At 42.4% G+C, this 26,529-nt stretch carries 25 protein-coding genes and 1 riboswitch; of the genes, 13 read left to right on the top strand and 12 right to left on the bottom strand.

Annotation, left to right across the window (positions count from 1 at the left end):
- Positions 1-387: 387 nt before the first annotated feature.
- Positions 388-2,535, bottom strand: a complete 2,148-nt coding sequence (locus O2Q26_RS16370; protein ID WP_289216919.1) for an MMPL family transporter — start codon at positions 2,533-2,535, stop codon at positions 388-390.
- 146 nt (positions 2,536-2,681) lie between these two features.
- Between O2Q26_RS16370 and O2Q26_RS16375 the strand changes: the two genes are divergently transcribed.
- Positions 2,682-3,308 carry a uracil-DNA glycosylase gene (locus O2Q26_RS16375; RefSeq protein ID WP_289216920.1) on the top strand — a complete coding sequence of 209 codons (627 nt, stop codon included), beginning with the start codon at positions 2,682-2,684 and terminating at the stop codon, positions 3,306-3,308.
- A 47-nt stretch (positions 3,309-3,355) separates the two neighbouring features.
- Here the strand turns inward: O2Q26_RS16375 and O2Q26_RS16380 are convergent, their stop codons facing one another.
- Complete coding sequence (locus O2Q26_RS16380) at positions 3,356-3,991, bottom strand: hypothetical protein (RefSeq protein ID WP_289216921.1); 636 nt, start codon at positions 3,989-3,991, stop codon at positions 3,356-3,358.
- Positions 3,984-4,574, bottom strand: coding sequence for a sigma-70 family RNA polymerase sigma factor (locus O2Q26_RS16385; protein WP_289216922.1), 591 nt, complete (start codon positions 4,572-4,574; stop codon positions 3,984-3,986). The genes O2Q26_RS16380 and O2Q26_RS16385 overlap by 8 nt, the downstream gene beginning before the upstream one ends.
- Positions 4,575-4,695: 121 nt before the next feature.
- Between O2Q26_RS16385 and O2Q26_RS16390 the strand changes: the two genes are divergently transcribed.
- The gene (locus O2Q26_RS16390) at positions 4,696-6,348 is read left to right on the top strand and encodes a YndJ family protein (protein ID WP_289216923.1); all 1,653 of its coding nucleotides are present in this window, start codon (positions 4,696-4,698) and stop codon (positions 6,346-6,348) included.
- Positions 6,349-6,372: 24 nt separating this feature from the next.
- Here the strand turns inward: O2Q26_RS16390 and O2Q26_RS16395 are convergent, their stop codons facing one another.
- From O2Q26_RS16395 to O2Q26_RS16410, 4 genes are all read right to left on the bottom strand, one after another.
- The gene (locus tag O2Q26_RS16395; RefSeq protein WP_289216924.1) at positions 6,373-7,767 is read right to left on the bottom strand and encodes an ammonium transporter; all 1,395 of its coding nucleotides are present in this window, start codon (positions 7,765-7,767) and stop codon (positions 6,373-6,375) included.
- 27 nt (positions 7,768-7,794) lie between these two features.
- Positions 7,795-8,136 carry a P-II family nitrogen regulator gene (locus tag O2Q26_RS16400; protein WP_289216925.1) on the bottom strand — a complete coding sequence of 114 codons (342 nt, stop codon included), beginning with the start codon at positions 8,134-8,136 and terminating at the stop codon, positions 7,795-7,797.
- Between the two features lie 180 nt (positions 8,137-8,316).
- Entirely contained in the window at positions 8,317-9,357 is a 1,041-nt protein-coding gene (locus tag O2Q26_RS16405) for a ribonucleotide-diphosphate reductase subunit beta (protein ID WP_289216926.1), read from the bottom strand.
- Positions 9,358-9,369: 12 nt separating this feature from the next.
- Positions 9,370-11,592, bottom strand: coding sequence for a ribonucleoside-diphosphate reductase subunit alpha (locus O2Q26_RS16410; protein WP_289216927.1), 2,223 nt, complete (start codon positions 11,590-11,592; stop codon positions 9,370-9,372).
- Positions 11,593-11,743: 151 nt separating this feature from the next.
- Positions 11,744-11,923: riboswitch (cobalamin riboswitch) on the bottom strand.
- Between the two features lie 257 nt (positions 11,924-12,180).
- Here O2Q26_RS16410 and O2Q26_RS16415 point away from each other — a divergent pair.
- The 4 genes from O2Q26_RS16415 to O2Q26_RS16430 all read left to right on the top strand — a co-directional run bounded on the left by O2Q26_RS16415 (position 12,181) and on the right by O2Q26_RS16430 (position 14,742).
- Positions 12,181-12,861 carry a class I SAM-dependent methyltransferase gene (locus O2Q26_RS16415; RefSeq protein WP_289216928.1) on the top strand — a complete coding sequence of 227 codons (681 nt, stop codon included), beginning with the start codon at positions 12,181-12,183 and terminating at the stop codon, positions 12,859-12,861.
- A gap of 255 nt (positions 12,862-13,116) precedes the next feature.
- Positions 13,117-13,533, top strand: coding sequence for a VOC family protein (locus O2Q26_RS16420; RefSeq protein ID WP_289216929.1), 417 nt, complete (start codon positions 13,117-13,119; stop codon positions 13,531-13,533).
- A gap of 39 nt (positions 13,534-13,572) precedes the next feature.
- Entirely contained in the window at positions 13,573-14,094 is a 522-nt protein-coding gene (locus tag O2Q26_RS16425) for a GrpB family protein (protein ID WP_352232262.1), read from the top strand.
- Between the two features lie 126 nt (positions 14,095-14,220).
- Entirely contained in the window at positions 14,221-14,742 is a 522-nt protein-coding gene (locus O2Q26_RS16430; RefSeq protein ID WP_289216930.1) for a hypothetical protein, read from the top strand.
- Between the two features lie 43 nt (positions 14,743-14,785).
- On the opposite strand, the gene O2Q26_RS16435 is transcribed toward O2Q26_RS16430, so the two are convergent.
- Positions 14,786-15,640, bottom strand: coding sequence for an alpha/beta fold hydrolase (locus O2Q26_RS16435; protein WP_289216931.1), 855 nt, complete (start codon positions 15,638-15,640; stop codon positions 14,786-14,788).
- Positions 15,641-16,008: 368 nt separating this feature from the next.
- Here O2Q26_RS16435 and O2Q26_RS16440 point away from each other — a divergent pair, with 368 nt between their 5' ends.
- The 3 genes from O2Q26_RS16440 to O2Q26_RS16450 all read left to right on the top strand — a co-directional run bounded on the left by O2Q26_RS16440 (position 16,009) and on the right by O2Q26_RS16450 (position 17,622).
- Entirely contained in the window at positions 16,009-16,215 is a 207-nt protein-coding gene (locus O2Q26_RS16440; RefSeq protein ID WP_289216994.1) for a YuzF family protein, read from the top strand.
- A 12-nt stretch (positions 16,216-16,227) separates the two neighbouring features.
- Positions 16,228-17,118: a manganese catalase family protein gene (locus O2Q26_RS16445; protein ID WP_289216932.1), complete on the top strand. Its 891-nt coding sequence runs from the start codon at positions 16,228-16,230 to the stop codon at positions 17,116-17,118.
- Between the two features lie 78 nt (positions 17,119-17,196).
- Complete coding sequence (locus tag O2Q26_RS16450) at positions 17,197-17,622, top strand: pyridoxamine 5'-phosphate oxidase family protein (RefSeq protein ID WP_289216933.1); 426 nt, start codon at positions 17,197-17,199, stop codon at positions 17,620-17,622.
- An 869-nt stretch (positions 17,623-18,491) separates the two neighbouring features.
- On the opposite strand, the gene O2Q26_RS16455 is transcribed toward O2Q26_RS16450, so the two are convergent.
- The 3 genes from O2Q26_RS16455 to O2Q26_RS16465 all read right to left on the bottom strand — a co-directional run bounded on the left by O2Q26_RS16455 (position 18,492) and on the right by O2Q26_RS16465 (position 21,204).
- A complete protein-coding gene (locus O2Q26_RS16455; RefSeq protein ID WP_371925038.1) occupies positions 18,492-18,803 on the bottom strand; it encodes an ArsR/SmtB family transcription factor in 312 nt (103 codons plus the stop codon).
- Complete coding sequence (locus O2Q26_RS16460) at positions 18,796-19,704, bottom strand: cation diffusion facilitator family transporter (RefSeq protein WP_289216934.1); 909 nt, start codon at positions 19,702-19,704, stop codon at positions 18,796-18,798. The genes O2Q26_RS16455 and O2Q26_RS16460 overlap by 8 nt, the downstream gene beginning before the upstream one ends.
- Before the next feature lie 114 nt (positions 19,705-19,818).
- Complete coding sequence (locus O2Q26_RS16465; protein WP_289216935.1) at positions 19,819-21,204, bottom strand: DUF2254 domain-containing protein; 1,386 nt, start codon at positions 21,202-21,204, stop codon at positions 19,819-19,821.
- 142 nt (positions 21,205-21,346) lie between these two features.
- On the opposite strand from O2Q26_RS16465, the gene O2Q26_RS16470 reads away from it, so the two are divergent.
- Positions 21,347-21,790: a GNAT family N-acetyltransferase gene (locus O2Q26_RS16470; RefSeq protein ID WP_289216936.1), complete on the top strand. Its 444-nt coding sequence runs from the start codon at positions 21,347-21,349 to the stop codon at positions 21,788-21,790.
- 74 nt (positions 21,791-21,864) lie between these two features.
- A complete protein-coding gene (locus O2Q26_RS16475; RefSeq protein ID WP_289216937.1) occupies positions 21,865-23,319 on the top strand; it encodes an aldehyde dehydrogenase family protein in 1,455 nt (484 codons plus the stop codon).
- 255 nt (positions 23,320-23,574) lie between these two features.
- Here the strand turns inward: O2Q26_RS16475 and O2Q26_RS16480 are convergent, their stop codons facing one another.
- Positions 23,575-24,750 carry a pyridoxal phosphate-dependent aminotransferase gene (locus O2Q26_RS16480; protein ID WP_289216938.1) on the bottom strand — a complete coding sequence of 392 codons (1,176 nt, stop codon included), beginning with the start codon at positions 24,748-24,750 and terminating at the stop codon, positions 23,575-23,577.
- 144 nt (positions 24,751-24,894) lie between these two features.
- Here O2Q26_RS16480 and O2Q26_RS16485 point away from each other — a divergent pair, with 144 nt between their 5' ends.
- Both O2Q26_RS16485 and O2Q26_RS16490 read left to right on the top strand, forming a co-directional pair.
- A complete protein-coding gene (locus O2Q26_RS16485; protein WP_289216939.1) occupies positions 24,895-26,226 on the top strand; it encodes a CoA-disulfide reductase in 1,332 nt (443 codons plus the stop codon).
- Between the two features lie 59 nt (positions 26,227-26,285).
- On the top strand, positions 26,286-26,492 hold the full coding sequence (locus O2Q26_RS16490; RefSeq protein WP_253935845.1) for a zinc ribbon domain-containing protein: 207 nt from the start codon (positions 26,286-26,288) through the stop codon (positions 26,490-26,492).
- Positions 26,493-26,529 lie beyond the last annotated feature (37 nt).

Consider the following 26,529-nt stretch of genomic DNA (forward strand, 5'->3'; position numbering starts at 1 on the left):
TCCTACCTTTGAAAGCGGAAGCACTTCGTTCAGCGGCGTATGGACTGGACTGAGATGGCGGAGATAAAAATAATTCAAAGAACAGTATAAGGGGGTTCGTTCATCTCATATCGATTGGTGTGGTTGGAAAGCGAGTAGCTTCCCAACCACACCAGACTTTCATTGCGGCCACGAACCCTGGTTATCTCGAAACTGAGTCTTAAAGTATCCTGCCAGTTTGCTTAAGGATATTTTTTCAATGCTTCTATTACAATTTACTACGCAATATAAGTAGAAAACTTCAGATTTAAAAAAGCACCAAAAAATGCTTATCAAATTGATATACAACTTGATAAGCATTTCCGACTACATCTTTTAAGATGCGATATGATACGGGTCCCGTTACTATTACGAACGCTGTTTTTGTTGTTTAGGTGCTTTTTTAAAAGGAAGCCACCAGTTCCAATCGCCTAACAGCTTCATAAGGCTTGGAACGAGCAGCAGTCGTATAATGGTCGCATCTATAAAGATGGCGACTGCGATGCCGATACCGATTTGTTTAACAGGCACAACTCCTGTAAAGGCAAAAGCTCCGGTAATCACAATCATGATTAAGGCAGCGGACGTGATGATTTTACTCGTACTGGCTAGCCCATCAGCTGTCGCTTGCGTATTGTCTTTTGATTGTAAATAATATTCCTGAATTCTAGAAATAAGGAAGACCTCATAATCCATGCTGAGCCCGAAAACCAGACTGAACACAATAACCGGCAGAATAAGGGCGATATCAGCTTCCTCCAGGCCGAAATGACCGCCCTGGAAAAGCCATACAAGCACACCGAATGTAGACATCAGCCCGACGATATTCATAAAAATAGCTTTTAAAGGAATGATGATCGACCGAAAAGCGATCGTAAGGATGATGAAGGTGGAAAGCAGTATGATCGCAAGGGCATACCCGACTTTCTCATAAATTTCTGTATAAATTTCTTCGTTGAACTTCGGTTGGCCGCCAAAACTTATCTCCTGGTCGAAGGTTTGTGAACTCCAGTCAGAGAGAAGCTCTTGTGCTTCAGAGGAGTTAGCTGTTACCGACAAGTTGATCGGAATCATGAGCTGCTCCTCTTGAATGAATGGTTCAATAGCTGGTTCCAACTGAGTACGAGAAGCTTCGTTTTCCATAGCTTGATAGAACTCTTCTGAAGATGAAATATCACTCGATGAGTAAATCGTATTTACCGAATCCACGATTTCCGGTTCGTTAAGTATCTCTTCCAGCTGTTCTATTTCCTCCAGTCCTGCTTGGTCAAGCCATCCATCATCTCGTTGAACGATGGCGTAGGCGGTACTTTCACTATCTTCCATAAATTCTTCGTCGATTTGTTCGTAAGCTGCGCGGGAATCATAGCTCTCTGGCAGCGAGCTGATGGTCGGAATCGTTAAGTTCATATTGAAAACAGGGAGAATGCCGATCACTAATAATGCGAGCGCGGTAAATGTTATGACAAGAGGGCGTTTCATGACGGCGTAAGCGAACTTTTTCCATCTCGCGGTGCTTCCTTCACTGACAGGAATAATCCTCCACTTATTCAAATGAGGACCAGCAACATATAGAACGGCAGGAAGAAAAGTCAGGGAAGCAAGAACAGCAACGATGATTACGATCGTCCCGCCAATTGCAATATTCATGAAAATATCGACCTGGATGACGCTCATTGCCCCCAATCCTATAAACACGCAGATGGCTGAAAATAGAATGGAACGTCCCGCCGTCTGAATCGTTATGATGAGAGCTTCTGACTTCTCTTTGAACAACAGCTCTTCACGGTATCGATTAATGAATAATAAAGCGAAATCGATACTTAATGCTAAGCCGATCATAGGGGCGATATTCAAAATAAAAATGGAAAGGTCCATTTGATTTCCAATAAGGGCTAATAATCCAAAACCGATTACGATAGTGATACCGCCTATAATCAAAGGAAGCAGTGAAGCGACCACAGTGCCAAAAGCAATCACCAGGATGATAAGAGCTACCGGTACGCCAATCAATTCTGCGCGCTTTAAATCATCCTGGCTTGCCTGGTTAATATCCTCAGAAATGACTGGTGCCCCTGTAAGAATAGCTTCGTCTTCGTTTATGACGGATTGGATATCTTCAATAACTTTCTTTTGATCTTCTGGTTCATTCTCAAAGTTCAGCGCAGCGTAAGCAGATGACTCACTGTACATCGACTCGTCATCTAAAGGGGAAATTATAGAGGCGCCGACATCTAATTCTTCGATGCTGCTTAAGCTATCCTCAATGGATTGCACAAAAGAGACATCTGTCTGTTCCCCTTTCTCGAATAGAAGGAGGAGGGTGGATTCAGGGAAATCAAAGGTATCTGTCAATTCTTGTTCGACTTGTTCATATTCACCATCGGTTCTAAAACCGTCTCCTTCTAATAATGAAGGGAGTTGAAGTGCAAAATAGCCCAGGGCGAGGGAAGCAATCAGCCAAAATGCAATAATCCATCTATAGGAACGAACAATTAACGAAGCGGTTTTTTTCATTTTTCATAATCTCCCTTTACTGTTTATTTCTAATAAATCATACATCTAAATTTTCCGAATGAAAACATTATTACATGTCTAAAGGAGTGTTGAATTAACGCCGGGGTGGTACATGATAATAAAACTAGTATATGGAGGACCAGATTATGCAATTACCCGAATACATAATCAATAAAGCCAATAAGAAGATGGAAGATGAAAAGGTGGAAGGGTTCGTTCTAGGGAATGGAAACCCTGAGGCTGATATTATGATTGTAGGTGAAGCTCCCGGCGAAAAAGAGGCTGTAGTAGGGGTTCCTTTTATCGGGAGAGCGGGCGATGAATTAGATAAACAGTTCGCTTACCTTGGGATTAAAAGAGAGGACGTCTATATTACAAGTGTGGTGAGAAGCCGCCCTTATAAGTGGGTAGATACGACAAAAAAAGGGAGTGGTGGGCGTCGTAAAGCGAACCGCAAGCCAAATCAAAGGGAAATTGCCGCGCATGCTCCTATTTTAGACTATCAAATTAATGAAATCTCGCCCCGCTTGATTATAGCTTTAGGCGGAGTAGCCCTTGAACGATTAGCGGGGAAGCAGTACAAAATTTCAGAGGTGCTTGGTGAGCTTATTGAAGGACCTGTCTATCAATGGGAAAATAATGAATATGTTTTAAGCGAAAAACAGTATGCCGTGTTCCCGCTTTATCATCCTGCTGCTGTGTTCTATAATCCCGTCATCAAAAAAGATATTTATCATTCGCTTGATAAACTTAAAGAATACTTGAACCTTTGAAAATAATAAAGAGCCGCACCACTTTCATAAAAGGGTGCGGCTCTTTATTATTGAGCGATGGGAAGCGACTCCTGTTTCTGGAAAATATAATAATCCTTCTTTGTTGGTCCGTGACCCGTGCTTCGTCTGCTTTTGATCGCGATCACTTCTTCCTCATCCATTCCTGATACGCTGTAAATTTTCTCGTTAGACGTGATTGATTGACCACGCTGTAACTCAGCCGAAGCTTCAGGTTTTACAGTACCTATTGTTTCAACAAGCCGGGACCTATCAATACTTTCATCAGTTTGAACGAACATCTCATCATTATAGATAATGTAGGTATGGCGGACCATTGTATATGTTTGCTGTTCGCTTTGTGCGCTAGCCTGTTCAATCGTATCCTGGACATTGTCATTTTCGATCAATTGCTGGCCCTTCATCTCAGTATGGACGGGGCGTTGAGAAAGGGAGGCTGTATCGTATTGGGAGGAGTGAGACGGCTGTACTTGAAAAATCATGAAAATCAATACAGCAGCGGCCGGCATCGGTAAGGCAGCCTTCCTCCATATTTTTGAATTCCTTGGCGGCTGGTTCGTAGCTTGATTAAGCAGCTTATCCATCTCAAATTCATCCATAGGAACTTGTTGGTATTTAAGGTTATGATTCATCTTTTTTAAACGATGGTCCATTAGTTCATTCATCTGTTGAGCTCCCTTCTGAAGCGATCTGCTCCTGTAATAACTGTCGGGATCTGCGAAGTCTGGTCTTGATGGTATTCGGGCTCACATTTATTAATTGGGACATATCCTTCACTTCGAATTCTTCGAAATAAAAAAGGATGATCACTTCCCTGTATTTATCTTCGAGCTGTAATATGTGTTGAAAGAGTTCCTCATCATTGCTCTTATTGATCGTATGTTGCTCGGGTGTTTCTGCTTGGGAAGGGAGGTTTTGAAATACCTCGGCCCCCTTTTTAAGTACTCTTCTGATATAGGAACTTTTGAGATGGTCTTTGCACAAGTTGATAGTAATCTTGTAAAGCCATGTTTTTTCGGTGGAATTCTGGTTAAAAGTGGTATACTTTTGGTAGGCTTTAATAAACGTTTCTTGCGTAATATCTTCTGCGAGTGAATGATCTTTTACGTAGGAGTAAGCAAGCCACTTCAAATCGTGGCTGTACAAACGAATCCATTCTTCGATTTTATCATTCAGTGATGCCGCGTTTTTATTGTTTTCTAAAGATTCCTGAGAACCTTCTTTCCCGATCGATTTGTTCCACCTCATAGAATAGACGACGCCCCTTCCGGCAAGGTTTTATCCAACCTATTCGACTCACCTTGTATAATATTTCTAGCATAACATATGATTTCCTCATTTGAATAAGCCAGATAGGAGAAATGAAAATATGAAAAAGCCGGGTTTAACGATGGCCTCAGCTGGTGTGATTATTATGTTCTTATGGTGTGTTTATATTGAGACGACTATATTGGATGCCGCCTTGATCTTTGCTTTTCTCATACTTGTTCCACTCTTGCTTGAAGAAATCATTCAATCCCCCGAAAATAATCGAGCGGAACAGTGGATATGGAACGTTATGATTGGTTACCTGCCTTTTTCAGGGGCAGGGATGTTGGCGGCATCGCTTCCCCCTGGACAGAAAGCCGGGAGTTGGGCGTTATTATGGTTATTTTTCACTTTACTAATAGCTTTTGGGGGGTTGATGAGGTTGCTTGGGAGAGGCTGGTTCCCTGTTCATGAAACAATCATCGATATCGGTTTAATCTACATAGCTGCAGGTGGAGTCTGGTTTGTTTTGGCGAGTGGGGGAATGCAGCCTTACACCAGCCAAATACATGCGGTTCATTTCCATTATGCTGGTTTTGTTCTTCTGGTATTGATTGGATTGTTCGGCCGGTGGCTGAGTGCTTATAAAAAGACAGGGACGGGACGGCCTTATCACGTATTGGGGATAGGTTTGGCTCTAGGACCGTTATTTATCCTGAATGGTTCTTATCAACACTTTTTTGGTTTTTTGGTCACAGCTGGCTACGTATTGTTGCTTGTATGGCTTTGCCTATGGTGGCTCTGGTGTTCTGTGGAATTCAAAATGTGGCCTAAAATGGCGCTGCGGATCGCTTCTCTCCTTTTGATTCTGACAATGGGACTATCAATTATGTACAGGCTGGGTCTAGAGGTGAACACTTACTGGCTGGGAGTAGGAAGTATGACGAAGTGGCATGGTACGTTCAATGCGTTTGTTTTTTCGTGGCTTGCTGTGGCTGCGTGGAGAAGCATTCATCCAGTGAAAGGTTACACCTACACAAATTTTCCTGTGAGCCGGCTGCGTATCCGTGGATCTTCAGATCATGGAAGCGGATGGGGGGGCCGGCATTTATATGCGGAAGGTTTGATTCATGATCTTTCCTCTTATCAATCGGTACGTTTTGACCCTGAAGGTGTCCAAGCTGAAGTGCGTCGTTTTCTCGAAAAGACGACTGATTACAAAATGGGGATGACAGTGAGGTGGAGAAGGGGTTTGAATTTTATTGTAGTCCTTATTCAAAGACTTAGACAAAGAGCGGGAGTGAATCGTATCGATCTATCCAGTTATCTTGAAGTGGAAGGGGAGGTCGTACCTGTTCACGAGGGTAAAGACGGTAGAAAAAACGTCAAGGCATGGGTGAGGAAAAACATTGATACTAATGAAACGATGCTTACAAACTATTATTCTTCCCATCACCATAGGGGGAAGACATTTATAAATACAGCTTACCCATTACCTGTGGGTGTCATAACAGTTGTTCAAATCCTCGTAAATGATGGAGACGGCGGTCTTATCTTATCGAGCAGTTCGAAAGCGGATAGGAGAGGGGATGAGGGGGTATATCTATCTTTTGGCAATTGGACATTACGGACATTTTTATGTGCCGATTTTCATGTGAAGACTGAGCATCCTGGACGTCTTCAGGGCTGCTATAAAATCAAGCTGGGCAGAGCTGCTTTGTTGAACATTTCATATAGGATCGAGAAAAAAGAAAACCACCTGAAGCTCGGTTGAGTCGCTTCAGGTGGTTTTGGATGTTTATTGAGCGGGCCGCTCTTCTTTCTTCGTTTTCGCGCGATCCAGACTATCCAGTCTGTTCAATAATCCGACACCAAAGTCTTTATCGACTGTAGGGTTCGGGTTTTCGTTGAAAATGCTCTTAGAAGATTCATAGGCACTTGATCCGTGCTCGGAGAAGTCCAGTCCGGAAATTTCTTCCTCACGGGAAACGCGAATACCGAATGCAGATTTAAGGGCGAATACTACGATAGCCGTCATTCCCATTGTCCATGCTACAACGGCTAGAATACCGATAGCTTGGATTCCGAGAAGTGAAAAACCACCGCCATAGAATAGTCCGCCTTCTACTGCAAAGAATCCGACAGCCAACGTACCCCAAACTCCGCAAAGACCATGGACAGCGATGGCTCCGACTGGATCATCGATGTGGAGTTTACGGTCAAGCAGTTCTACACCTTCTATGAGGATGACCCCGGCAATCAAGCCAGTTGCGATGGCACCAAGCGGGGAAAGATCGGCCGTCCCTGCCGTAATACCTACTAACCCGGCTAATGCACCATTCAATGTAAGAGTAGCGTCCACTCGTTTGTATTTCAGTTGTGAATAAAAACCAGACCCAATGACCCCTGCAGACGCAGATAATAGAGTAGTAGCGACTACGGAAGGGATAAGCGTCGGGTCGGCTGCCAGCGTACTGCCGCCATTAAATCCGAACCAGCCGAACCAAAGGATGAACACACCTAATGCGCCGATTGGAATGTTGTGACCCTGAATGACATTGACTTTACCTCCGCTGTATTTCCCTAAACGAGGTCCAAGGAACATTACGGCGACGATGGCACCTAGTGCACCAGTCAAGTGAACGACAGTCGAACCTGCGAAGTCGACGAAACCTAATTCAGCTAACCAGCCTCCGCCCCATACCCAGTGACCGACTATTGGATAAATGAAAGCTGTCATGGCTACAGTGAGCATCAAGTATGAACTTAGTTTGATACGTTCGGCGACAGCACCAGAAATGATGGTCGCACATGTTGCTGCGAACACAGCCTGGAAGACAAAGAAACCAATTTGGTCTTCGTGTCCGCTAAGTAGAAATCCATCTAGACCTATGAAACCTCCCCCAGAAGCTCCAAACATAATTCCATAACCCACAATAAAATATAAAGTGGCAGCGATAGACATCGTCATAAAGTTCTTCATGAGAATGTTCAACGCATTCTTTGAACGTGTAAAACCTGCTTCAACCATCGCAAATCCAGCGTGCATGAAAAATACGAGAAATGCGGCAATCATGATCCATACCATATCAAGCGATTCTAGTACAGATGCGGCAGTAACTTCTGTTTGAGCACTAGCAGCTACTGGAAAGCTAAAGGAGGCTATTAATAATAACAGGATAATTTTTTTCATCTTTTCATAACATCCTTCCGAATAAAATTAGATAAGTGCAGCTTTTCCTTTTTCTCCCGTGCGGATTCGGAACACTTCGTCGATAGTCGAAACGAAAATCTTCCCATCTCCCACTTTATCTGTAGCACAAGTGCTGGTAATCACTTCGACAATGTCTGTAACTTCGGTATCTTCGACTACCATTTCTACTTTCACTTTCGGATATAGCTTCACTTCGTAACGATTTCCTCGAAAAATCCCTTCCTGTCCTTTTTGTTGGCCGCAGCCAGCAACTTCAGAAACCGTCAGCCCTTTGACGCCTAAAGTATCGAGATTTTCTCTTAATGATTGAAAAGCTTCAGGGCGTATGATGGCCTCCAATTTTTTCATCGTTAATATCCTCCTTCGCTATATGTTAGTTTTCTTAACACAATGAGTAACGTTAAAACTTACTATAAATCAAATTTTCAGAAAAATCAATACCAATTATCTATTAAATGTTAGGAAAGTTGACATAAATAAAAATCCCGTGTCATTTATGAAAAAATGACACGGGATTGAAAAATAGAATTATAAATCGTCAAATCCGTTATCTTCGGAAACTTTTGTATACTGTCTGGATTTTTGCTCGAAAAAGTCTGATTTTCCTTCATCGACTTCCTGATAGGCACGAATCCACTTCAATGGGTTTTCGTCATATTCAGGGAAAGGCTTTTTGGCCCCCATCAATTTGCAACGCTTATTTGCGATATATCGAATATAATCCTCTAAATCATCTATTGGAATGCCGGGAAACTCATTACCGATAATGTGATGGGCCCACTTGATTTCTAAATCTACGGCTTCTTTAAAGGTTTCCGTTACGAATTCCTCATACCAATCACGGTCAAGCTGCGGATTTTCATTCAGTGTTTCTTTAAAGATATGAGCGAATAAGTTAACGTGAATCTGCTCGTCCCGGTTAATGTAATTGATCATAGTACTTGTCGAGACCATCTTTTGGTTTCGAGCCAAGTTGTAAAAGAAAGCGAATCCTGCGTAGAAAAACAGGCCTTCCAATACGACATCGTACACGACTGATTTTAAGAAATTCTCAACCGTGGGCTGATCATCGAATTGTTCATACCCATCGGTGATGAATTTATTTCTTTCGATTAAAATGTCATCATGCTTCCAATATTCAAAAATCCGTTCTTGTTCAGCTTGGTCAACAAGAGTGGATAATACATAAGAATACGACTGGTTGTGCACCACTTCCTGAAAAGCGAGCACCTGCATCAGGGCTGAAACACTAGAATCGGTCAGGTAGTCGGCGATTTTTCCAGAATAATCAGTTTGGATCGAATCTAAAAAAGCGAGCAAGCCGATAATCTTTTTAAATGAAACTTGTTCCTGCTCTGAAAGTTCCGGCCATTGTTTCAAGTCATTGCTCATATTGATTTCACTAGGGATCCAGAAGTTAGCGAGCATTGTTTTGTACATAGGATAAGCCCATGAATAGCGGGTATTATCCCAATTCAGCACATTCGAGCTCCGGCCATTCACCATGCCTGTTGATGCGTTGGGTGCCATATGGTCGACAAGCTTGCGTTTCTGTATAGTATGGTCCATCATGTTTCCTCCTTAAGATGAGCAGCTTTCGCACTCATCAAAATTACCTTGGCTGGATGTCGAGCGCGTATAATAAGTCGTTTTTAATCCAGATTTCCATGCGTCTAAATGAATAGCAAGCAGCTCTTTAGCTTTGATTGAATTCTTCACGTATATATTGAAAGAAATCGATTGATCGATATACTTTTGACGAGCAGCGTTTTGTTTAATGCTTGCATGCTGATCGACGTCATAAGCAGATTTATAATACCAAAAAGTAGCAGGGCTTAATTCAGGCGCAGTTACTGGTATTTTGAAATCCTTTTTCTCCTCGGAATAAAACTTTTTGAAAATCGGATCGATACTGGCTGTGCTTCCTGCAATCAAGGAAGTGCTGGAGTTCGGGGCTACAGCCATAAGGTAGCCATTCCTCATTCCATTTTGACGGACTTCCTGCTTGAGGGATTCCCAGTTGTACTTATTGTCTTGGTCAAACGCCCGTTTAACAAAAAATTCTCCCGTTTCCCAGTCGGAGCCTTCAAAAAATGGATAGCTTCCTTTCTCTTTAGCCAGCTGGCTGCTTGAGCGGATCGTGTAATATGAAATTTCTTCGTATACGTCGTTAGCGTAACTCACAGCCTCATCGGATTCCCAGGAGATTTTTTTCTTAGCAAGCAGGTGCGCCCACCCGAAAGTACCTAATCCGACTCCTCTATAAGACTGGTTGGTCAATTGCGCCTGCAGGACTGGTATAGTATTTTGATCGATGACGTTATCAAGCATCCTTACTTGAATGGGAATCAACCTCGGAAGGACGTCAGCTGTTACAGCCCGCCCTAAATTGATACTTGATAAATTACAGACTACGAAGTCGCCTGGAGTCTTGACTGTAATGATTTTACCGTCTTGAACTTTTTGTTCTTCCTGCTTCGTCGGGCTCTGGTTTTGTGTGATTTCTGTGCACAGGTTACTGCAATAAATCATCCCCTGGTGGCTGTTTGGGTTCATGCGGTTAACTTCATCTCGATAGAACATGTAAGGAGTCCCCGTCTCCAGTTGTCCTACCATAATCCGTTTCATGATTTCGATTGCCGGGACCTTAACTTTAGTGAGCTGTTCATTTTGTACGCACGCGTTATACCGTTCGCGGAAGGAGCCGCTGCCACGGGTTTCGTCATAATAATCTTCAAGCGAGTAACCCATTACTTTACGAACTTCATGAGGGTCGAATAAGAACCAATCTTCTCGATCTTCAACAGCTTCCATGAATAAGTCAGGAATCGAAACACCTGTAAAGAGATCGTGCGTACGCTGACGCTCATCACCATTGTTCAAGCGGCTGTCGAGAAAAGGAAAGATATCTTTATGCCAAACGTCCAAGTATACGGCAACGGCACCTTGACGCTGTCCGAGCTGATCAACGCTCACCGCGGTGTTATTGATTTGTTTCATCCATGGAAGGACGCCTGATGAGACCCCTTTGAACCCTCTGATGTCACTACCGCGGCTGCGTATTTTACCTAAGTAGACGCCAATTCCGCCTCCGTGCTTACTTAAATTGGCGGTGTCAGTATTACTGTCATAAATGGACTGTAGGCTGTCATCGACGGTATCAATGAAGCAGGAACTCAATTGACCGTAGCGTTTACCTGCATTAGCTAAGGTCGGTGTAGCAACGGTCATATATAGCTGACTGAGTGCCCAGTAAGATTCTTTCACTAATTCCAGACGACGGGAGGGAATTTCGTGAGCCATCAGCACCATCGCTATGATCATAAAACGTTCCTGTGGAAGCTCATATACCAGCCCCGATTTAGAGCGGGCTAAATAGCGGTCTCCGAGTGTTTTCACTCCGATATACGTAAACAGTGCGTCCCGTTCAGGAACAATCGCTTTCTCAAGCTCGTCCATTTCTTCGTGCGAATAAAGACTGAGGAGGTTTGGGTCATAAATATCTTCACGCACTAATATTTTCACTAAATTATGCAGTCCTTCATAGGCGTTGGAAGTGCCCCGGTTGGCTGCCGATTCTTCATACATCTGCTGAAGATGTATACGGCTGGCCAGGTAGGTCCAGTCGGGAGCCGTTTCGCTTATTTCAGCCAGACATTCTAGAATCAGTGAGTAAGCTTGTTCATTTTTATCTCCTGCTGCGTTTTTAGCTTTTTCTATGATACGTCCCATTGATAGAGATGGGAAATCGTTGGCTTGTTTCTCTAACCAGTCTTGCCAGTGGGATGTTACTACAGTAGTCATGAAATCACTCCTCTTTTATCACTAATATAAAAAAATCCATAAAAAAATCCGCTCAAGGATGTGAGCGGATGAAACCATGCAATGAAAGAGGGTCAACAAGAGAGCCGCCTTCATTCCATCGCCTCATCTTCTCAGTCCCCGAAGAAGTTGAAACTTTTGCGAAAGAAGACAGGTCTCCTGACTCACACCCGATTCTACTCCGGACCTTCCCATGCTGGATTCTGCACAGTGGATTATTCCGTTTCGCGAGTGCTTACAGTTGCGGGGGCAGTTCTGGATTTCAACCAGATTCCCTTTTAAGCCTTGTGGCATCTTCTGTTCGCGGATACTATATATGGTGTTTTCGTTGTGTTTGATTAGCTTATATTGTGTTATAAGCATAACTGAGATTTTTCCAATGTGCAAATCTTTTTGAACAGCCGGGCGCATTTTTTCAAAGTGGCCTAGCTGGAATCGGATAAACCTTTTATATTCTAACGAAAATATCTTCAGGGTAAAAGAGGAAAGAGTTAAAGATCGAAATCGTTTCACGCAAAAGGTCTCGGCACCTGTTATTATAAAAGTATGTAAACCGCAGGAGGGATTGGAATGACATTTAACTGGCACAAAGAAGCGGAAAAGCAATGGGACGAGCGTGCGGGCTTTTGGAATGCGAATAGTGAGAACATGTGGGATACCGGTAGCAGGAAAACAATCATTCCCTTTTTTAAAAAACACATAAAAGAAGGAAGTACGGTCGCCGACCTCGGATGCGGCGATGGCTACGGATCCTTTAAATTAGAAAAAGAAGGCTACCATGTCACCGGCCTGGATATTTCAGAAGATATGATCCGCCGGGCAAAGTCGAGACTTGAACATGAAAGGCTTCAATTCGTCCAGGGTGATTTAGTCCATCTCCCTTTTGAAGAGGAACGTTTCGATGCGATTATGGCGATCAACTGTTTAGAGTGGGTAGAGGTGCCTTATGAGGGGCTTCAAGAGATGAAGAGGATCCTTAAACCGGGCGGCAAACTGTGTATTGGTGTGTTAGGACCTACGGCAAAACCAAGGATGAACAGCTATCGGCGCGTCTATGGTGAAGAGGTAATATGCAATACGATGATGCCGTGGGAACTGGAAGAAATGGCACTGGAAACAGGGTGGCACCTTGAAGGAGGCTACGGCGTTTTTAAACGTGAAGTGGAAGGAAAAGACGTCTCTTTTCTCCCAAAAGATTTGCTGCAGGCCTTAACGTTCATGTGGGTATTCATTTTTGAGAAGGATAAATGAATCGTTAATAAAAACATTTTAAATTGCTGCCAGTTCGGTTTCGGGTCATAAAGAACCAGAGTTTATGGGGGATGGTTAACTTTTCGTGGGCGTCCGATGATTTTCCTGCTGTAAAATATACGTCATGCAGGTAAGCGAGCTTTGTCTGGAAAGTGTTACTTGAGAAGCAATCTACAGTGGAAGCTTAAAAAGTAAAAGAGGAAAATGTTAAAAAACGTCGAAAATACCCATATAAAAAATAATGAGGTGAAACAAGTGGAAACTAAAGCTAACGGTATGTTTGTCAATTTACCAGTCAAAGATTTGAATGCCTCCATTGATTTTTTTACCAAACTCGGTTTCACTTTTAACCCCCAATTCACTAGTGAAGAAGCTGCATGTATGGTTATTGCTGAAAATATGTATGCGATGTTATTAGTCGAAAAGTATTTCACATCCTTCACGAAACGAGTTATTCCTAATGGAGAGAAATCCGCTGAGGTTATCCTGGCTTTGTCTTTGGAGAGTCGCGAGGAAGTAGATACTTTAGTAAATAAAGCCTTTGAAGCTGGAGCGGAACGATTTAATGAACCGATGGACCATGGTTTCATGTATGGATGGAGCTTTCAAGATTTAGACCATCATCTATGGGAAGTCTTTTATATGGACGAAAGCGGGATGGAGAACGAGTAGAAAGTAAAGGTGGAGTGTATTTATATTTTGAAGAGGTGAGTGACGATTAGAAAAATAGAAGTCAGACCTTTTGATAGGCGATGGGAAAGTAAGTTCAGACAAGAAGCGTCAGCTATAGAAGGAATTTTCGGAAGACACTTAGTTGACATTCACCATATAGGCAGCACAGCAATAGAAGGTATGAAAGCTAAGCCGATCATCGATATCATGCCAGTATTGGACATTATCAGCAGAGCAGACGAGTATGTCCAGGCTATGGAAGCATCAGGTTATGAAGTGATGGGGGAAAACGGTATACAAGGCCGTCGTTTTTATCAAAAAGGGGGAGACGAACGTTCCCACCATGTTCATATATTTGAAGCGGGTCATCCTGAAATTGAAAGGCATTTAGTATTCAGGGATTACTTGAGGAGCCATCCGCAAGATGCTGCAGCTTATGGTGAGTTGAAAGAGCGTTTGGCTTACGATTTTCCTCATGATATAGAAAGGTATATTCAAGGGAAGAAGAGCCTTGTCGGTCAAATCGAAGTTCGTGCGTTCGAGTGGTTTCGAAAGTTGTGAATTCGAATAGGTCAGCGATGAGAGTGGGAGCCTCCTGGAATGATTACTCTTAGAAATGTTTAAAGAAAATCAGATCTTTGAAGTTTAGATAATTGAGTTCAGAATATTTAGGGGAGCGAAGCGCAAATGTTTTCTCAAGAGGTTAAGCAGCGTATTCAAAGAGTTTTAAATCAAGAAAATGAACAGGTCTCCGATGATTACATAGGCAGGTTGACAAAGGTGGAAGTCATGGATTTGTACCTTCAAGATTATGGCCAGTGCATTTCCCCGAAAGAAATCAGGAGGGTCATTCTTGATATTTTCGGAGTGAATTTAGAAGGAATATCAGCGCTCGAGAAGCTGAGGATTTCACTTTTTTCAAAAGGACAGTGGATTGCTCAGAATAAGAAAGACTTATTCGTCGTATATACTGGCGCAAATGACAAAGATGTAAAGATCTCTCCTACAGCTTATTTCACAAAAGAGACGGGACTAATACAAGTCCCTAACGCTTTGAACCAAAGACTGAAAGCATTAGGGTATCATCAATTGGAAGATGGGTCTTGGTTCTATGCAGAGCCTGATGGTGGAAGTGTTTCTTTAGCCTTTAAAGATCAAACGATCGCAGCGATTGGTGAAGTTGTGATGACGACATTTAAAGAAATATAACGAAAACCTCGCAATCCACATGGATTGCGAGGTTTTTAGCATTTTAGTGGATGTTCCATAAAAATTCAGCAACAGATTGATCGACACCTGTATGTTCATGAAGGCCGGAATGAGTAGCTCCTTTATCACGGAAAGTTTCTTTTTTGTAATGACTATGAGGTACAATACCTTTGATTCCATGAGCGCTCTGAGCCGTGACGAGGCCATCCCATTGCTCGGATCTTTTATCTTCCTCGTTAATGACTCCTGCGATCGAAAAGGTTTGAATACCCTCGTCAAAGTTATCTTTACTGTTAAGCATGGTAAGGAGCGCGTTGGATTCCACTTGGAGATCCACTGTGGCTTCTCCTGTATTCAAGGCAAAATAATCTTCCTGACCGATCCCTAAAAATGGGCTTCCGATCGTCACAAGCTTCTTTACATCAGGATAATTTCCTTCCTGGTTATTCAGCAGGAAATTAGTAGATGCCAGCCCTCCCATGGAGTGGCCCACAAGGTTGACCTGATCGACAGAAAAATGTTCCTTTAAATCAGTCATAATCTTCTGCATCCAGTTCGTCTGCTGAGCGATACTGGCTCTGTTATTTTCGAATATCACCTGGATAAAAGGGTTTGTTTCTGAAGGGATTCCTCCATTAATTTTCACGTCACCTGAAGCAGTGACGTAGACGAGCATACGTTTTTTACCCCAATTGTTGTTCTCAAACCGGTCCAGCATCGTATTAAATGAGCCGTGACCTCCCTTAAAGCCGTGCACAAATACAGTGGGGGTCTTCTCCAACGGTTTTTCTGAACGGGTAGGTGTGGAGTTGAAAAAAAAGATGGAACCGCCCAACAAGAAAGATAGAACGGTTAGAAGTATGAACTTGTATTTATGGTTCATAATTTTGTAAAGCATGGTGGTCCTCCCAATATCATCTTCCTCAAGTTTAATACAAATTTCTACTTTTATAAACCTTATATTTCATTCTTGTTACAAATGTTACAAAAACATGTACTGTATCTTCTTGATTATTTGTTCTTTCCTTCATGATCATACACTTTCCAAAATCAGCGATTGTAAAACGTAAAAAAGCGCTGACAAAGAAAGTTAGCGCTTCTTAAATAATGTTGCTAATAAAGCTTTATATGATAGAGATGACCTTGGGTGAAGATGAAAAATTTTTCTACTCCTAATAAGTTGTCCGTAATTTATGAATGAAGAGCTATTGCATCTTCATATGTATAAAAGAGTATGGAAAAGGAGTGATAAAAGTGAATAACCCCATGTTTTTAAGTCTGTACGACCCCTATGTTGTTCAAACATTGCAATCCGTAAGCGGTTCGTCCGTTACTGTTCAGACGACTCACGGATCAGTGAGAGGTATATTAACGAACGTGATGCCTGACCATATTGTTGTGGAAAATAGCGGTACGCCTTTTTTCATTCGTATCCAGCAGATCATCTGGGTCTTTCCGACAAATGAAGCGTAAAGGAGTGAATTTATGTTCCAGCGTAAAAACAAGTTATTGATCGAATTGCCTGTGCCCGAATATGGAGATAAAAACGCTGCAGCAGCTGTTCAGGAACTTCTTGGGGGGAAGTTCGGAGAAATGTCGACATTGAACAATTACATGTACCAGTCCTTTAATTTTCGCGGGAAGAAGAAGTTGAAGCCCTTTTATGATTTAGTGGCGAGTATCACAGCTGAAGAGCTGGGGCATGTCGAGCTTGTCGCCACGTCGATCAACTTACTGTCCAAGAACATTACATTTTCCGGAGACCCGAATATTGCTCCATTGCAAGCCGGGAAGGACGCGCGCAATACATATCAATTTATTGCCACCGCCCAGACCGCTCTTGCAGGTGATTCCATGGGCAGGGCTTGGACCGGAGATAATGTGTTCAACAGTGGAAACTTAGTCCTTGATCTCTTGCATAACTTCTTCCTGGAACTTGGAGCGAGGACGCATAAAATGAGAGTATACGAAATGACGGACCACCCGACAGCAAGAGAAATGATCGGCTATTTGCTGGTTCGTGGAGGGGTGCATGTGCTTGCTTACGCTAAAGCGATTGAAATCATTACAGGTGTCGATGTGAAAAAGATGCTCCCTGTCCCTGACCTCAGCAACTCTAAATTCGATTACGCGCGGAAATATGAAGAACAGGGATTGAATAATGTCCTCTATACGTGGAGTGACAACGATTATCAGGACATAAGGAAAATTTGGAAGGGCGAGAACCCAGAAACAGGTCAGCGGCTTCATGTTATAGATGGCAGTCCTAAAGGAGCCCCTATGCCTGACTTGGATGATCTGCCGGAAGAATTCGCGCCAGGAATTGACCCCGATGATTTTCAGAAAATCGCTAAAAAGTTGATGGAAAATTTATAAACGCACATAAAGATGTTTATATTTACCTTTCAGCAGGAAAACTAAGAGTAAGTTTCTCATACTGAAAGGAGAATTCCATTGAATCAAGAAGAATTGAAGAAGAAAATTTATAATATTATGGATCAACATAAAATCGGCACGCTGGCTACTGTAAAAAAAGGTAAACCACATTCCCGTTACATGACATTTTCCAATGATGATGAATTTACCTTTTACACACCAACGAATAAGGATACTCATAAAGCAGATGAAATCGAGGAAAACCCTAATGTTCATATCCTGATCGGATATGAGGGTGAAGGATTAGGGGACCCTTACTTGGAAGTGGAAGGTCAAGCCAAAATCCGCGATGACCAGAAAATGAAAGACTGGCTCTGGAGCGAAACCATGGAGCGCTGGTTCACAGGTAAAGGCGATCCGGATTATATCGTTCTGGAAATTTATCCTGAAAGCATCCGTTTAATGAATGCAGAAGGTGACACTCCGGCAACGCTTGATTTATAAGAGGGCAGACGGATTTCGTTTCTTATAGAACACTTAATAAAATGCCTAACAAATTGTTTATCAATTTGTTAGGCATTTTTTACTGTTATAAAGGTTTATATCCATTTTTCGAGCAGGAATTTGCTGCTTCCATTGCGTAGTGAAGTACATAACTTCGTGTGCGCTTGTGTTACACTTTGCACCTGCAAATTGACATCCAATCACTTATTACATTTTAGAATCAAGAGACTATGAAAGAATGTTCTTAAACAAACTGGCAGGTTAGTCGAAGACTCGATTCCGAGACATTTGGTGAGAGGATACGGGCGGCGGGGAATGGCTCGCTTTCCGTGGGAGCGCGGTGAGCTTCCTCGGACGTCCCGTCCTGCGGGATCTCACCAAGCACTCTCTTCCCACAGGAGTCTCGCCATTCCCCGCCGCCCCTCACTATAGATGTGCTTCTCGAAATCTTTTAAAAAAGAATCTTCTTAGTAATAGGGAGAGCATTAAACTCCAGTGCTTTGTTTTAAAACTCTGCACTTTAAGGTAGTTTCAAACATCTTCTTGCATACAAAAGTCTCGCTGGTTATCACTCAAAAGCAGTTATTTTTCTGTGAAGGACCGCAAAAAATGTTTCCGTTATCCTCACAAAGGCAAGAAGTTCCAAGAAAAGGCGAGACTCTTGGAATACACGGTGTTTTCTAATATTTTCAATCAGTGGCTAATAATTTTAAACTTGGTGTAGTTTCGAGCACCATCTCCTCATACCAAAGTCTCGAAACTGAGTCTACAAGAATAGGGAGCGTTAGTTGTAGAACTTGAATTTTATATTTCAAATTGTAAGAGGATTTACAATACTGATATGAAAATTGGATCCAGGTTCAGACTTCTTAATGGTGAAGGGCGTGCTGAATCATTTGCTGAAGCACGTTGATGACGTGTTCATCATCGTGAGAGTAATACATCGTCGTGCCTTCTCTCCGATATTTAACGAGCCGTAGGTTTTTTAAAAAGCGCAGTTGATGCGATACAGTCGACTGCCGCATTTTCAGATTCTCGGCAATGTCATTGACGCTGTATTCTTTTTCAAAAAGAAGATTTAATATCCTGACACGCGTAGGGTCGGATAAAGCTTTAAAGGTTTGGGTGACGACAAATAACGTTTCTTCGTCCAAGTCTTTTGAATAAAGTGGATCATCCATGGTGCAGGCCTCCTTCATCTTCATCATGCATAGCACAGTATTCATCTTCGTATTCAATTTCTATTGTGATGTGGTCGAGATGAATTGAACCGATGATTCCTTTGACTTGTTCCTTGATGGCACAAACCTCTTCTTTTCCAGCAGAAGACGGTACGACGACGTGGGTGGAGAAAGCGTGATGCTCGCCATCGAGTGACCATAAATGCGTATGGTGAGTGGACTGTACGTCAGGAAGCTGATTCATTTTGTTTATAATATCCTCAAGATCGATATTTTCCGGTACGGCTTCTAGGAATAAGCGCATCGTTTTGATTAAGTTTACAATAACGTTATATAAAATATAAAGTGTAATCCCGATCGAAGCTAATGGATCTAAAATAGGAAGGTCTGCAAATGTCATGATCACACTTACAATAAATACAGCAACCCATCCTAAAACGTCCTCCAATAAATGCCAGGTCATCACCTTCTGGTTCATCGATTCTCCACCGCGTAAACGGAACACAGCCGCTCCATTTACTAAGATCCCTAACACAGCGAGCCCCATCATTCCGAGCGTATGAGGCTGCTCTGGGTCCATCAGCCGCGGAATGGCTTCCGTTAATATGAAGATAGAACCCACGACAAGCACTGTGCTGTTAATAAGCGCCGCTAAAAGGGAAAAGCGTTTAAATCCAAACGAAAAGTGCTGCGTTTTCTTTTTCTGCGAGAATTTTTGAAGGAACCATGCGAGACCTAAAGAAATAGAATCTCCAAGGTCGTGTAACGCATCTGAAATAATAGCCATACTGTTGGTTAGGATACCGCCGATCAGTTCAATGATCGTAAAGCCTAAGTTTAAGAAAAAGGCTACTTTAATATTTCCAGTTGTATGGTCGTGATGATGGTGATGGTGTCCCATGTTCAATTCCCTCCTTATTTCAATATATGCGTATATGTACATATATAATATTAAAGTGTTAAGAAAAAGGTGTCAAACTACAAAAAGTCAGGCTGGAGTACAGCCTGACTTTAATTATGTGTTTGAATTAGCATTAGGATAAAACTTAGCTTCTATTCTTGGATACTCGTCCTGATGGCCGGTAACTTCAGCCATGTTTCGAATCGCTCGTAATAAAAATGTTTTATCCAGTTCATAAATGACCTCAGTTTCGATGTGATCCATAGTATTACATGCGAATTCCCATAAGGCGTCGTGCTTCGCTTGATCGATGGATTGAGCGACCATCGTCAGGGCTTCAATAATATCTGTGATGATGAGGTGGTTCTTGTTTGCGTAATGTCTAATGAACCCAAATCCGCGGTAAATATAATAGTCGAACGTTTCTTCTTTTAATATGATTCTTACTTGTTCTTCATTATCTTTCAAGTAAGGGCTGAAGGTAATATAATTATCGACCGTCAGCATAAGCTCCGCCATTTGGTGGATTGTGTTCGAAGCGGTTTTAGGATCATCATTTCCGATTCCTTTTATAGCAATTTCGGCAAGTTTATGCATTCCCATTTGCAGATCCTGTACTTCTGTTTCTTTATGACCGGTTTCCACCATTTCGTAATATTTGGATTCATCGATTTGATCGGAACCGGGTCCCCAGTAGGTGATAAGCTCGTTTCCTGCTAATGTATAATCTCCTACACGGGATTCAAGTTGAATGATGATGTCATCTTTTCTAGCTTCTTCGAGCATCAGATTATAATCTATTAATTGAAGATACCCTGAATCTCTGGCAAGTACATGATGCTGAGTTTTGCGGTAGTTTTCTTTAAGGTCTCCCGGTTCACTGGTTCGGTGAACTTCCAAGTCTTTTCTTAATGTATCATAAATGATTTCTTTAGAGACGTTTTTCATGCTGAACGTAATATTGTGCACTTGCATCCACGTCGTGGCATGGTTGATGAAGTATACGAAAACAACAGCCGTAATAAAGGCTAATAACACCGTCATTACAGGAATAGCTACAAAAATGTCTGTTGATGAAGTTCCGATGAAGAGGAAGGTGATCAGTACATAGACGAAGCTCCCGTTAAAAATGCCGAGTGCGTGCTGTGTCTGCTTGTCCGCGACGAAATTCAGCAGCATGCGAGGAGAGAACTGTCCACTGAACGTAGTCAATACAACGAGTAATGAGTTCAGCGTGAAGGCGCTGAGTGTCAATATTCCGCTGATCAAAGTGCTGACAAGCGTTCTTGTCGCTGAAGCTTCTATGTGTAAAGCAGATGGTGCCATCTCCGTTATTCCAATTTGTATGTCTATCACTATTGTGAAAGCTACTAAAAAGAAAGCCAGAATGATATAGACGAGAGGCATATACCATAATGTCGATTGTATTTCTTGTCTTCTTACTCTTTTGGACATTTTAAAATATTTACTTAATGATATCGGGAGAATTTTAAGAAACATTAGTGGTGGCCTCCTATTCTGATATAATAATTTTTTTGCTAAACCTTATATTCCCCCCGAATGTGGTTTTAAACAGAAAAATGCTATAAAATCCGAAGTAAGGTGTAAGAGATTTAAATCTAAAGAGAAGCGGGGTTTCAACATGTGGTACAAAAAAACATTTGAAGAGCTGACAAAAGATGAGTTACATAGGATTTTTCAAGAAAGAGTCAAGGTTTTTGTCGTAGAACAAACTTGCTATTACCAAGAAGTAGATGGGCAGGACGATGATTGCTTACATATATGGAAAGAAGAAGATGGGAAAATTGTAACATACTGCAGAATCGTACCTTCTGTAAAAGATGGCGATTCTTATTCAATAGGCAGAGTCTTAGTTGAAAAGGAATCTAGAGGGAGGGGGCTTGGCCGTGAAATCATGGAAAGAGCTATTGACATTATAATAGAAGAGATAGGAGCGAAGACTATCGGCCTTCATGCCCAGGAATACTTGAGAAACTTTTATCGGTCATTTGGTTTCGAGGAAATGACGGATGTTTATTTAGAAGATGACATACCTCATGTGGATATGCTAATGCACGTTAGATAGGGACGCTAAATGTTTTGTATCGAGATTGTTGTGGAAAATACCCTAATGTCAAACAATTCATGGAGGTATGAAATATGAGTCCACAAACGTTTACGAAGCAATATATAAATGGAGAATGGAAAAACGGTTCGAGTGAAAAAGTACTTGAAAACCTTAATCCATATACAAGCCAACCTTTGGCTAATATAACGTCAGCTAATGAAGAAGATCTTAATAAAGCCTATCAAGCAGCAGAGGCGGCTCAACAAGACTGGAGCCAGCGTACGCCTGCTGAGATCCAATCTTACTTTGACGCTTTATTAAGAAATATAACTGATAGAAAAGATGAGATCATTGACTGGCTGGTTAAAGAAGCTGGAAGTACACTCGTGAAGGCAGAGGTCGAATTTCAAGCAGCTCTTGGAATTGTACGTGAGTCGTTATCCTTCCCTACGAGAATGAATGGACAGATTCTGCCGTCTAACACACCAGGTAAAGAGAACAGAGTCTATCGTTCTCCTAAAGGTGTCGTTGGAGTGATCGGCCCATGGAACTTCCCTTTCCATTTAGCTCTCCGATCTATTGCACCGGCTGTAGCTCTGGGAAATACAGTAGTGGTTAAACCCGCGTCAGAAACACCTGCTACTTCAGGGTTGTTAATAGCTGACCTATTCGAAGAAGCTGGTTTTCCAAAAGGAGTCATCAACGTAGTGGCAGGGAGAGGTTCTGAAATCGGTGATGCGTTCGTCACTCATCCTGCAGCGAAATTGATTTCTTTCACCGGGTCGACAGAGGTAGGAAGTCACATCGGAGAACTTGCCGGGAAGCATATTAAAGATACCGCGCTTGAATTAGGTGGTAACAATGCAATGTTAGTGTTGGAGGATGCAAATATCGAAAGAGCAGTTGAAGCAGCTTCCTTCGGGAAATATTTGCACCAGGGACAAATCTGTATGTCATTAAACCGGATCATTGTCCACGAATCAATCCACGATCAGTTTGTAGAAAAATTCAAAGAAAAAGTGGATAACTTAAAGGCAGGCGATCCTTCTGAAAAAGATACCGTAGTTGGTCCGCTGATCAACAAAGATGCTGTAGAGCGCATCCAAGAGGATCTGCAAACAAGCCTCGATCAAGGAGCAAACTTACTGAGCGGCGGTGAAGCTGATGGAAATGTAATGCAGCCAACTGTGCTTACTAATGTCACAAACGATATGCCGGTCGCGAAGAATGAAATGTTCGGGCCAGTGGCGGTTATTATAAAAGTATCCAGTGAAGAGGAAGCTATTTCTGTCGCCAATGATTCAGTATATGGTTTGAGCGGATCAGTCTTTACCGAAGATATCCATCGAGGAGTAGAAGCAGCCAAGCAGGTAAATACAGGGATGATCCACATCAACGACCAATCAGTAAATGATGAAGCGCACGTCGCCTTCGGTGGTGAAAAAGAATCAGGATTAGGCCGCTTTGGCGGAGAATGGGCAATTGATAAATTTACGACCGTGAAAACGATCAGTGTAATGAACCACCACCGAGAATTTCCGTTTTAAGTATAAAGATTAACCCTGTTGCTGATCACTCATAAGAGAATTATTGAGTGATACAGCCTGATTGTTGAAGACTCATTTGCGAAACGTTTGGTGAGTAGGGCAGGGCGGCGAGGAATAGCTCGCTTTCCGTGGGAGCACGGTGAGCCTCCTCGGTCTCTCAAAACGGAGTCTTCTAAATAAGGGAGCTTATTTGAATATCAATATGTGCAGAGCTTAAATAAAAAAATCGCCGGAATTGAGTTTCCGGCGATTTTTTTAATGATTGGATTTGAATTGTTTAAAACGTCCGATGGCGTCTTTGAGCTTCTCTTCTGAATTGTTCAAGCCAATTCTTACATAGGACTCTCCATATGTACCGAAGCCGATACCTGGGGCTACGAATAGTCCAGTTTCTTTTAATAAGGCGTCAGCGAATGACTCTGAGGTAAATCCTTCTGGTGCTTTCAACCACATGAAAAAGGAACCTTTACACGGGGTCGTTTCATACCCTGCATCCTTCAGTCCTTCTTCCAGCAAGTTCCTCCTCTGTTCATAGGCAGCCCTTAAATCCTCCACACATTGCTGCGAGTCTAGAAGTGCCGTGGCTGCTGCATCCTGGACGGCTCCGAACAAGCTGCAATAATAATGATCTTGTATGACATCCAGGGCTTTGACCACGCTTTTATTCCCTACAGCAAAAGCGATTCGCCAGCCTGCCATGTTATACGTTTTTGACATCGTATAGATTTCGACACCGACATCCTTAGCTCCAGGCATTTGCAGGAAGCTGAGCGGTTTTTGGCCATCAAAACCGATGGCGCCATAGGCGAAATCGTGGACGACGCAAAAGTCGTTTTGATTAGCTAATTGAATGGTCTCTTCAAAAAATTCCGGGTTTGCCACGGCTCCAGTCGGGTTATTAGGATAATTCAGAAACAAAAGTTTGGCCTTTGCTAACACATCGGGATCAATTTCATTGTAGTCTGGCAAGAAACCATTCTCTTCACGCAGAGGCATAGGTTCCATAACACCTTCAGCAAGAGCGACGCCTGACCAGTAATCAGGGTAACCTGGATCAGGGACCAGGGCGATATCGCCGGGGTTTAGAAAGCATTGATTTAATTCGACTAACCCTGCTTTACTCCCGAACAGGATAGAAACTTCCGAAGAAGGATCGATATCGACATCGTATTCTCTTTTGTAAAAGGTAGCTACGGCTTCTTTCAAATGCTCGAAGCCTTGAAAAGGAGGGTATTTGTGGTTGATGGGATTTTCAGCAGCCTTTTGTAGTGATTTTACAATATGATCAGGTGTGGGCTGATCAGGATTTCCTTGACCAAGGTTGATTAAATCATGCCCCTTCTGCTGATATGTATTAAGTTTGTTGACAAGTGTCGCAAAGAATTGATCAGGCAAACGTTTGATAGCATCTGACGGCTGGAATTCTTTCATAATGGACCCTTCCCTTCTGTTTATTTTTTGAAAAGTTTAATAATTCATATTAACGCGGGTCTTATCTTTTGTAAAGGGAGTACTATTTTTATGAGATCTTCTTTAGGGTATAACTAGAGAAGAAGATGCGAAGGAGTGTTTACCATGAAATTTGTTATTATCGGCGGAGATGCCGCAGGAATGAGTGCAGCTATGCAGATTGTAAGGAATAGTGAAGGGAACGAGATAGTCACGCTTGAGCGAGGAGAAATTTATTCCTATGGCCAGTGCGGTCTACCCTATTTAATTGGAGGAGAGGTCGAGTCTAGTGATGATTTGATTGCTCGTGATCCCGAAACGTTCCGAAGTAAACATGGAATAGATGCGCGTGTACTTCATGAGGTCACTAAAGTGGATTGTGAGAAGAAAGTAGTCTATGGGTACGACCACGGGAAGGAAGAAGATTTCGAAGAACGATATGATCGTCTTCTTATCGCGACAGGCGCTGACCCGATTCTTCCTCCATGGGAAGGCAGCAATTTAAAAGGTATACGATCATTGAAAACAATTCCTGATGCAGAGCTCATTATGGAGGACTTGAATCATGAAGTAAATGAAGCGGTAATCATCGGCGGAGGATATATTGGATTAGAAATGGCTGAAAACCTTGTGCATCTAGGAAAGAATGTAACGATCATCGACCGCGGAAGTCAATTGGCTAAAATTTTCGATGAAGATATGGCTGAATTTGTTCATGAAGAGGCAAAGCGTAATGGTGTCAAACTGGCACTGGGTGAATCCGTGGAAGGCTTTGAAGGTTCAGACAAAGTAGAGGGTGTAGTTACAGATAAAACAAGGTACTCAGCTGATCATGTACTCTTAGCTGTCGGTGTCAGCCCGAACACTTCGTTTTTAGAGGGTACCGGAATTTATAAAAGTTACAATGATGCTATTCAAGTGAACGGCTTTATGGAAACGAGTATTATGGATATTTATGCGGCCGGGGATTGTGCTACACAATACCATCGTGTAAAGGAGCGGCATGATTATATACCGCTAGGGACTCATGCTAATAAGCAGGGGCAGGTAGCCGGACTGAATATGGTGAATGAACATCGAAGCTTTCATGGTGTTGTGGGTACTTCGATATTGAAGTTCTTTGATCTAACACTTGGAAGAACAGGGATTTCAGCTAAGGAAGCAGAGCAGGATCATATCCCTTACCGAACGGTTACGATCGAGTCTACTCATGCAGCCGGCTATTACTCAAAAGAAGGGAAAATGAATCTGAAGCTGCTTTATCATGAGAAGACTAGAGAATTACTTGGAGGCCAGATTATCGGCAAAGAAGGGGTCGATAAGCGTATTGATGTTTTAGCGACCGCTCTTTACCATCACATGACGGTGGATCAACTCGTTGAACTCGATTTATCTTATGCTCCACCTTATAACAGCGTATGGGACCCCATCCAGCAGGCTGCCAGAAAAGCGAAGTGAAACAAAAAAGCCTCTTATTTCGTAAACAAGAATGAAACGAATAAAAAGGAGGAGTTTTCATGAGTGCACAAGGATGTATGAAATGTGGGAGTACCGATGCAGATTCGAAAGATGTTTCGATGACGGGTTCAGGTCTATCCAAAATGTTCGACGTGCAGAATAACCAGTTTACAGTCGTCTATTGTAAAAATTGCGGCTACTCAGAGTTCTATAATAAAGAAGCGTCCCAAGCGAGCAATATTTTCGATTTTTTCTTTGGAGGTTAGTATCTAGTAATCAGTCTTAATAAGGCTGATTATTTTT

It is taken from the genome of Halobacillus campisalis (assembly GCF_030345335.1).
GTDB lineage: Bacteria > Bacillota > Bacilli > Bacillales > Halobacillaceae > Halobacillus_A > Halobacillus_A campisalis.

What these genes read in the sequence shown, in the direction of transcription:
- O2Q26_RS16395 (WP_289216924.1), bottom strand. Translation starts at nt 7,767, where the DNA reads ATGAAAAAAATTATCCTGTTATTATTAATAGCCTCCTTTAGCTTTCCA.
- O2Q26_RS16390 (WP_289216923.1), top strand. Translation starts at nt 4,696, where the DNA reads ATGAAAAAGCCGGGTTTAACGATGGCCTCAGCTGGTGTGATTATTATG.
- O2Q26_RS16380 (WP_289216921.1), bottom strand. Translation starts at nt 3,991, where the DNA reads ATGAATGAACTAATGGACCATCGTTTAAAAAAGATGAATCATAACCTT.
- O2Q26_RS16470 (WP_289216936.1), top strand. Translation starts at nt 21,347, where the DNA reads ATGTGGTACAAAAAAACATTTGAAGAGCTGACAAAAGATGAGTTACAT.
- O2Q26_RS16375 (WP_289216920.1), top strand. Translation starts at nt 2,682, where the DNA reads ATGCAATTACCCGAATACATAATCAATAAAGCCAATAAGAAGATGGAA.
- O2Q26_RS16475 (WP_289216937.1), top strand. Translation starts at nt 21,865, where the DNA reads ATGAGTCCACAAACGTTTACGAAGCAATATATAAATGGAGAATGGAAA.
- O2Q26_RS16460 (WP_289216934.1), bottom strand. Translation starts at nt 19,704, where the DNA reads ATGGGACACCATCACCATCATCACGACCATACAACTGGAAATATTAAA.
- O2Q26_RS16485 (WP_289216939.1), top strand. Translation starts at nt 24,895, where the DNA reads ATGAAATTTGTTATTATCGGCGGAGATGCCGCAGGAATGAGTGCAGCT.
- O2Q26_RS16415 (WP_289216928.1), top strand. Translation starts at nt 12,181, where the DNA reads ATGACATTTAACTGGCACAAAGAAGCGGAAAAGCAATGGGACGAGCGT.
- O2Q26_RS16455 (WP_371925038.1), bottom strand. Translation starts at nt 18,803, where the DNA reads ATGGATGATCCACTTTATTCAAAAGACTTGGACGAAGAAACGTTATTT.
- O2Q26_RS16440 (WP_289216994.1), top strand. Translation starts at nt 16,009, where the DNA reads ATGTTTTTAAGTCTGTACGACCCCTATGTTGTTCAAACATTGCAATCC.
- O2Q26_RS16405 (WP_289216926.1), bottom strand. Translation starts at nt 9,357, where the DNA reads ATGGACCATACTATACAGAAACGCAAGCTTGTCGACCATATGGCACCC.
- O2Q26_RS16465 (WP_289216935.1), bottom strand. Translation starts at nt 21,204, where the DNA reads ATGTTTCTTAAAATTCTCCCGATATCATTAAGTAAATATTTTAAAATG.
- O2Q26_RS16410 (WP_289216927.1), bottom strand. Translation starts at nt 11,592, where the DNA reads ATGACTACTGTAGTAACATCCCACTGGCAAGACTGGTTAGAGAAACAA.
- O2Q26_RS16490 (WP_253935845.1), top strand. Translation starts at nt 26,286, where the DNA reads ATGAGTGCACAAGGATGTATGAAATGTGGGAGTACCGATGCAGATTCG.
- O2Q26_RS16370 (WP_289216919.1), bottom strand. Translation starts at nt 2,535, where the DNA reads ATGAAAAAAACCGCTTCGTTAATTGTTCGTTCCTATAGATGGATTATT.
- O2Q26_RS16480 (WP_289216938.1), bottom strand. Translation starts at nt 24,750, where the DNA reads ATGAAAGAATTCCAGCCGTCAGATGCTATCAAACGTTTGCCTGATCAA.
- O2Q26_RS16435 (WP_289216931.1), bottom strand. Translation starts at nt 15,640, where the DNA reads ATGCTTTACAAAATTATGAACCATAAATACAAGTTCATACTTCTAACC.
- O2Q26_RS16400 (WP_289216925.1), bottom strand. Translation starts at nt 8,136, where the DNA reads ATGAAAAAATTGGAGGCCATCATACGCCCTGAAGCTTTTCAATCATTA.
- O2Q26_RS16430 (WP_289216930.1), top strand. Translation starts at nt 14,221, where the DNA reads ATGTTTTCTCAAGAGGTTAAGCAGCGTATTCAAAGAGTTTTAAATCAA.
- O2Q26_RS16445 (WP_289216932.1), top strand. Translation starts at nt 16,228, where the DNA reads ATGTTCCAGCGTAAAAACAAGTTATTGATCGAATTGCCTGTGCCCGAA.
- O2Q26_RS16385 (WP_289216922.1), bottom strand. Translation starts at nt 4,574, where the DNA reads ATGAGGTGGAACAAATCGATCGGGAAAGAAGGTTCTCAGGAATCTTTA.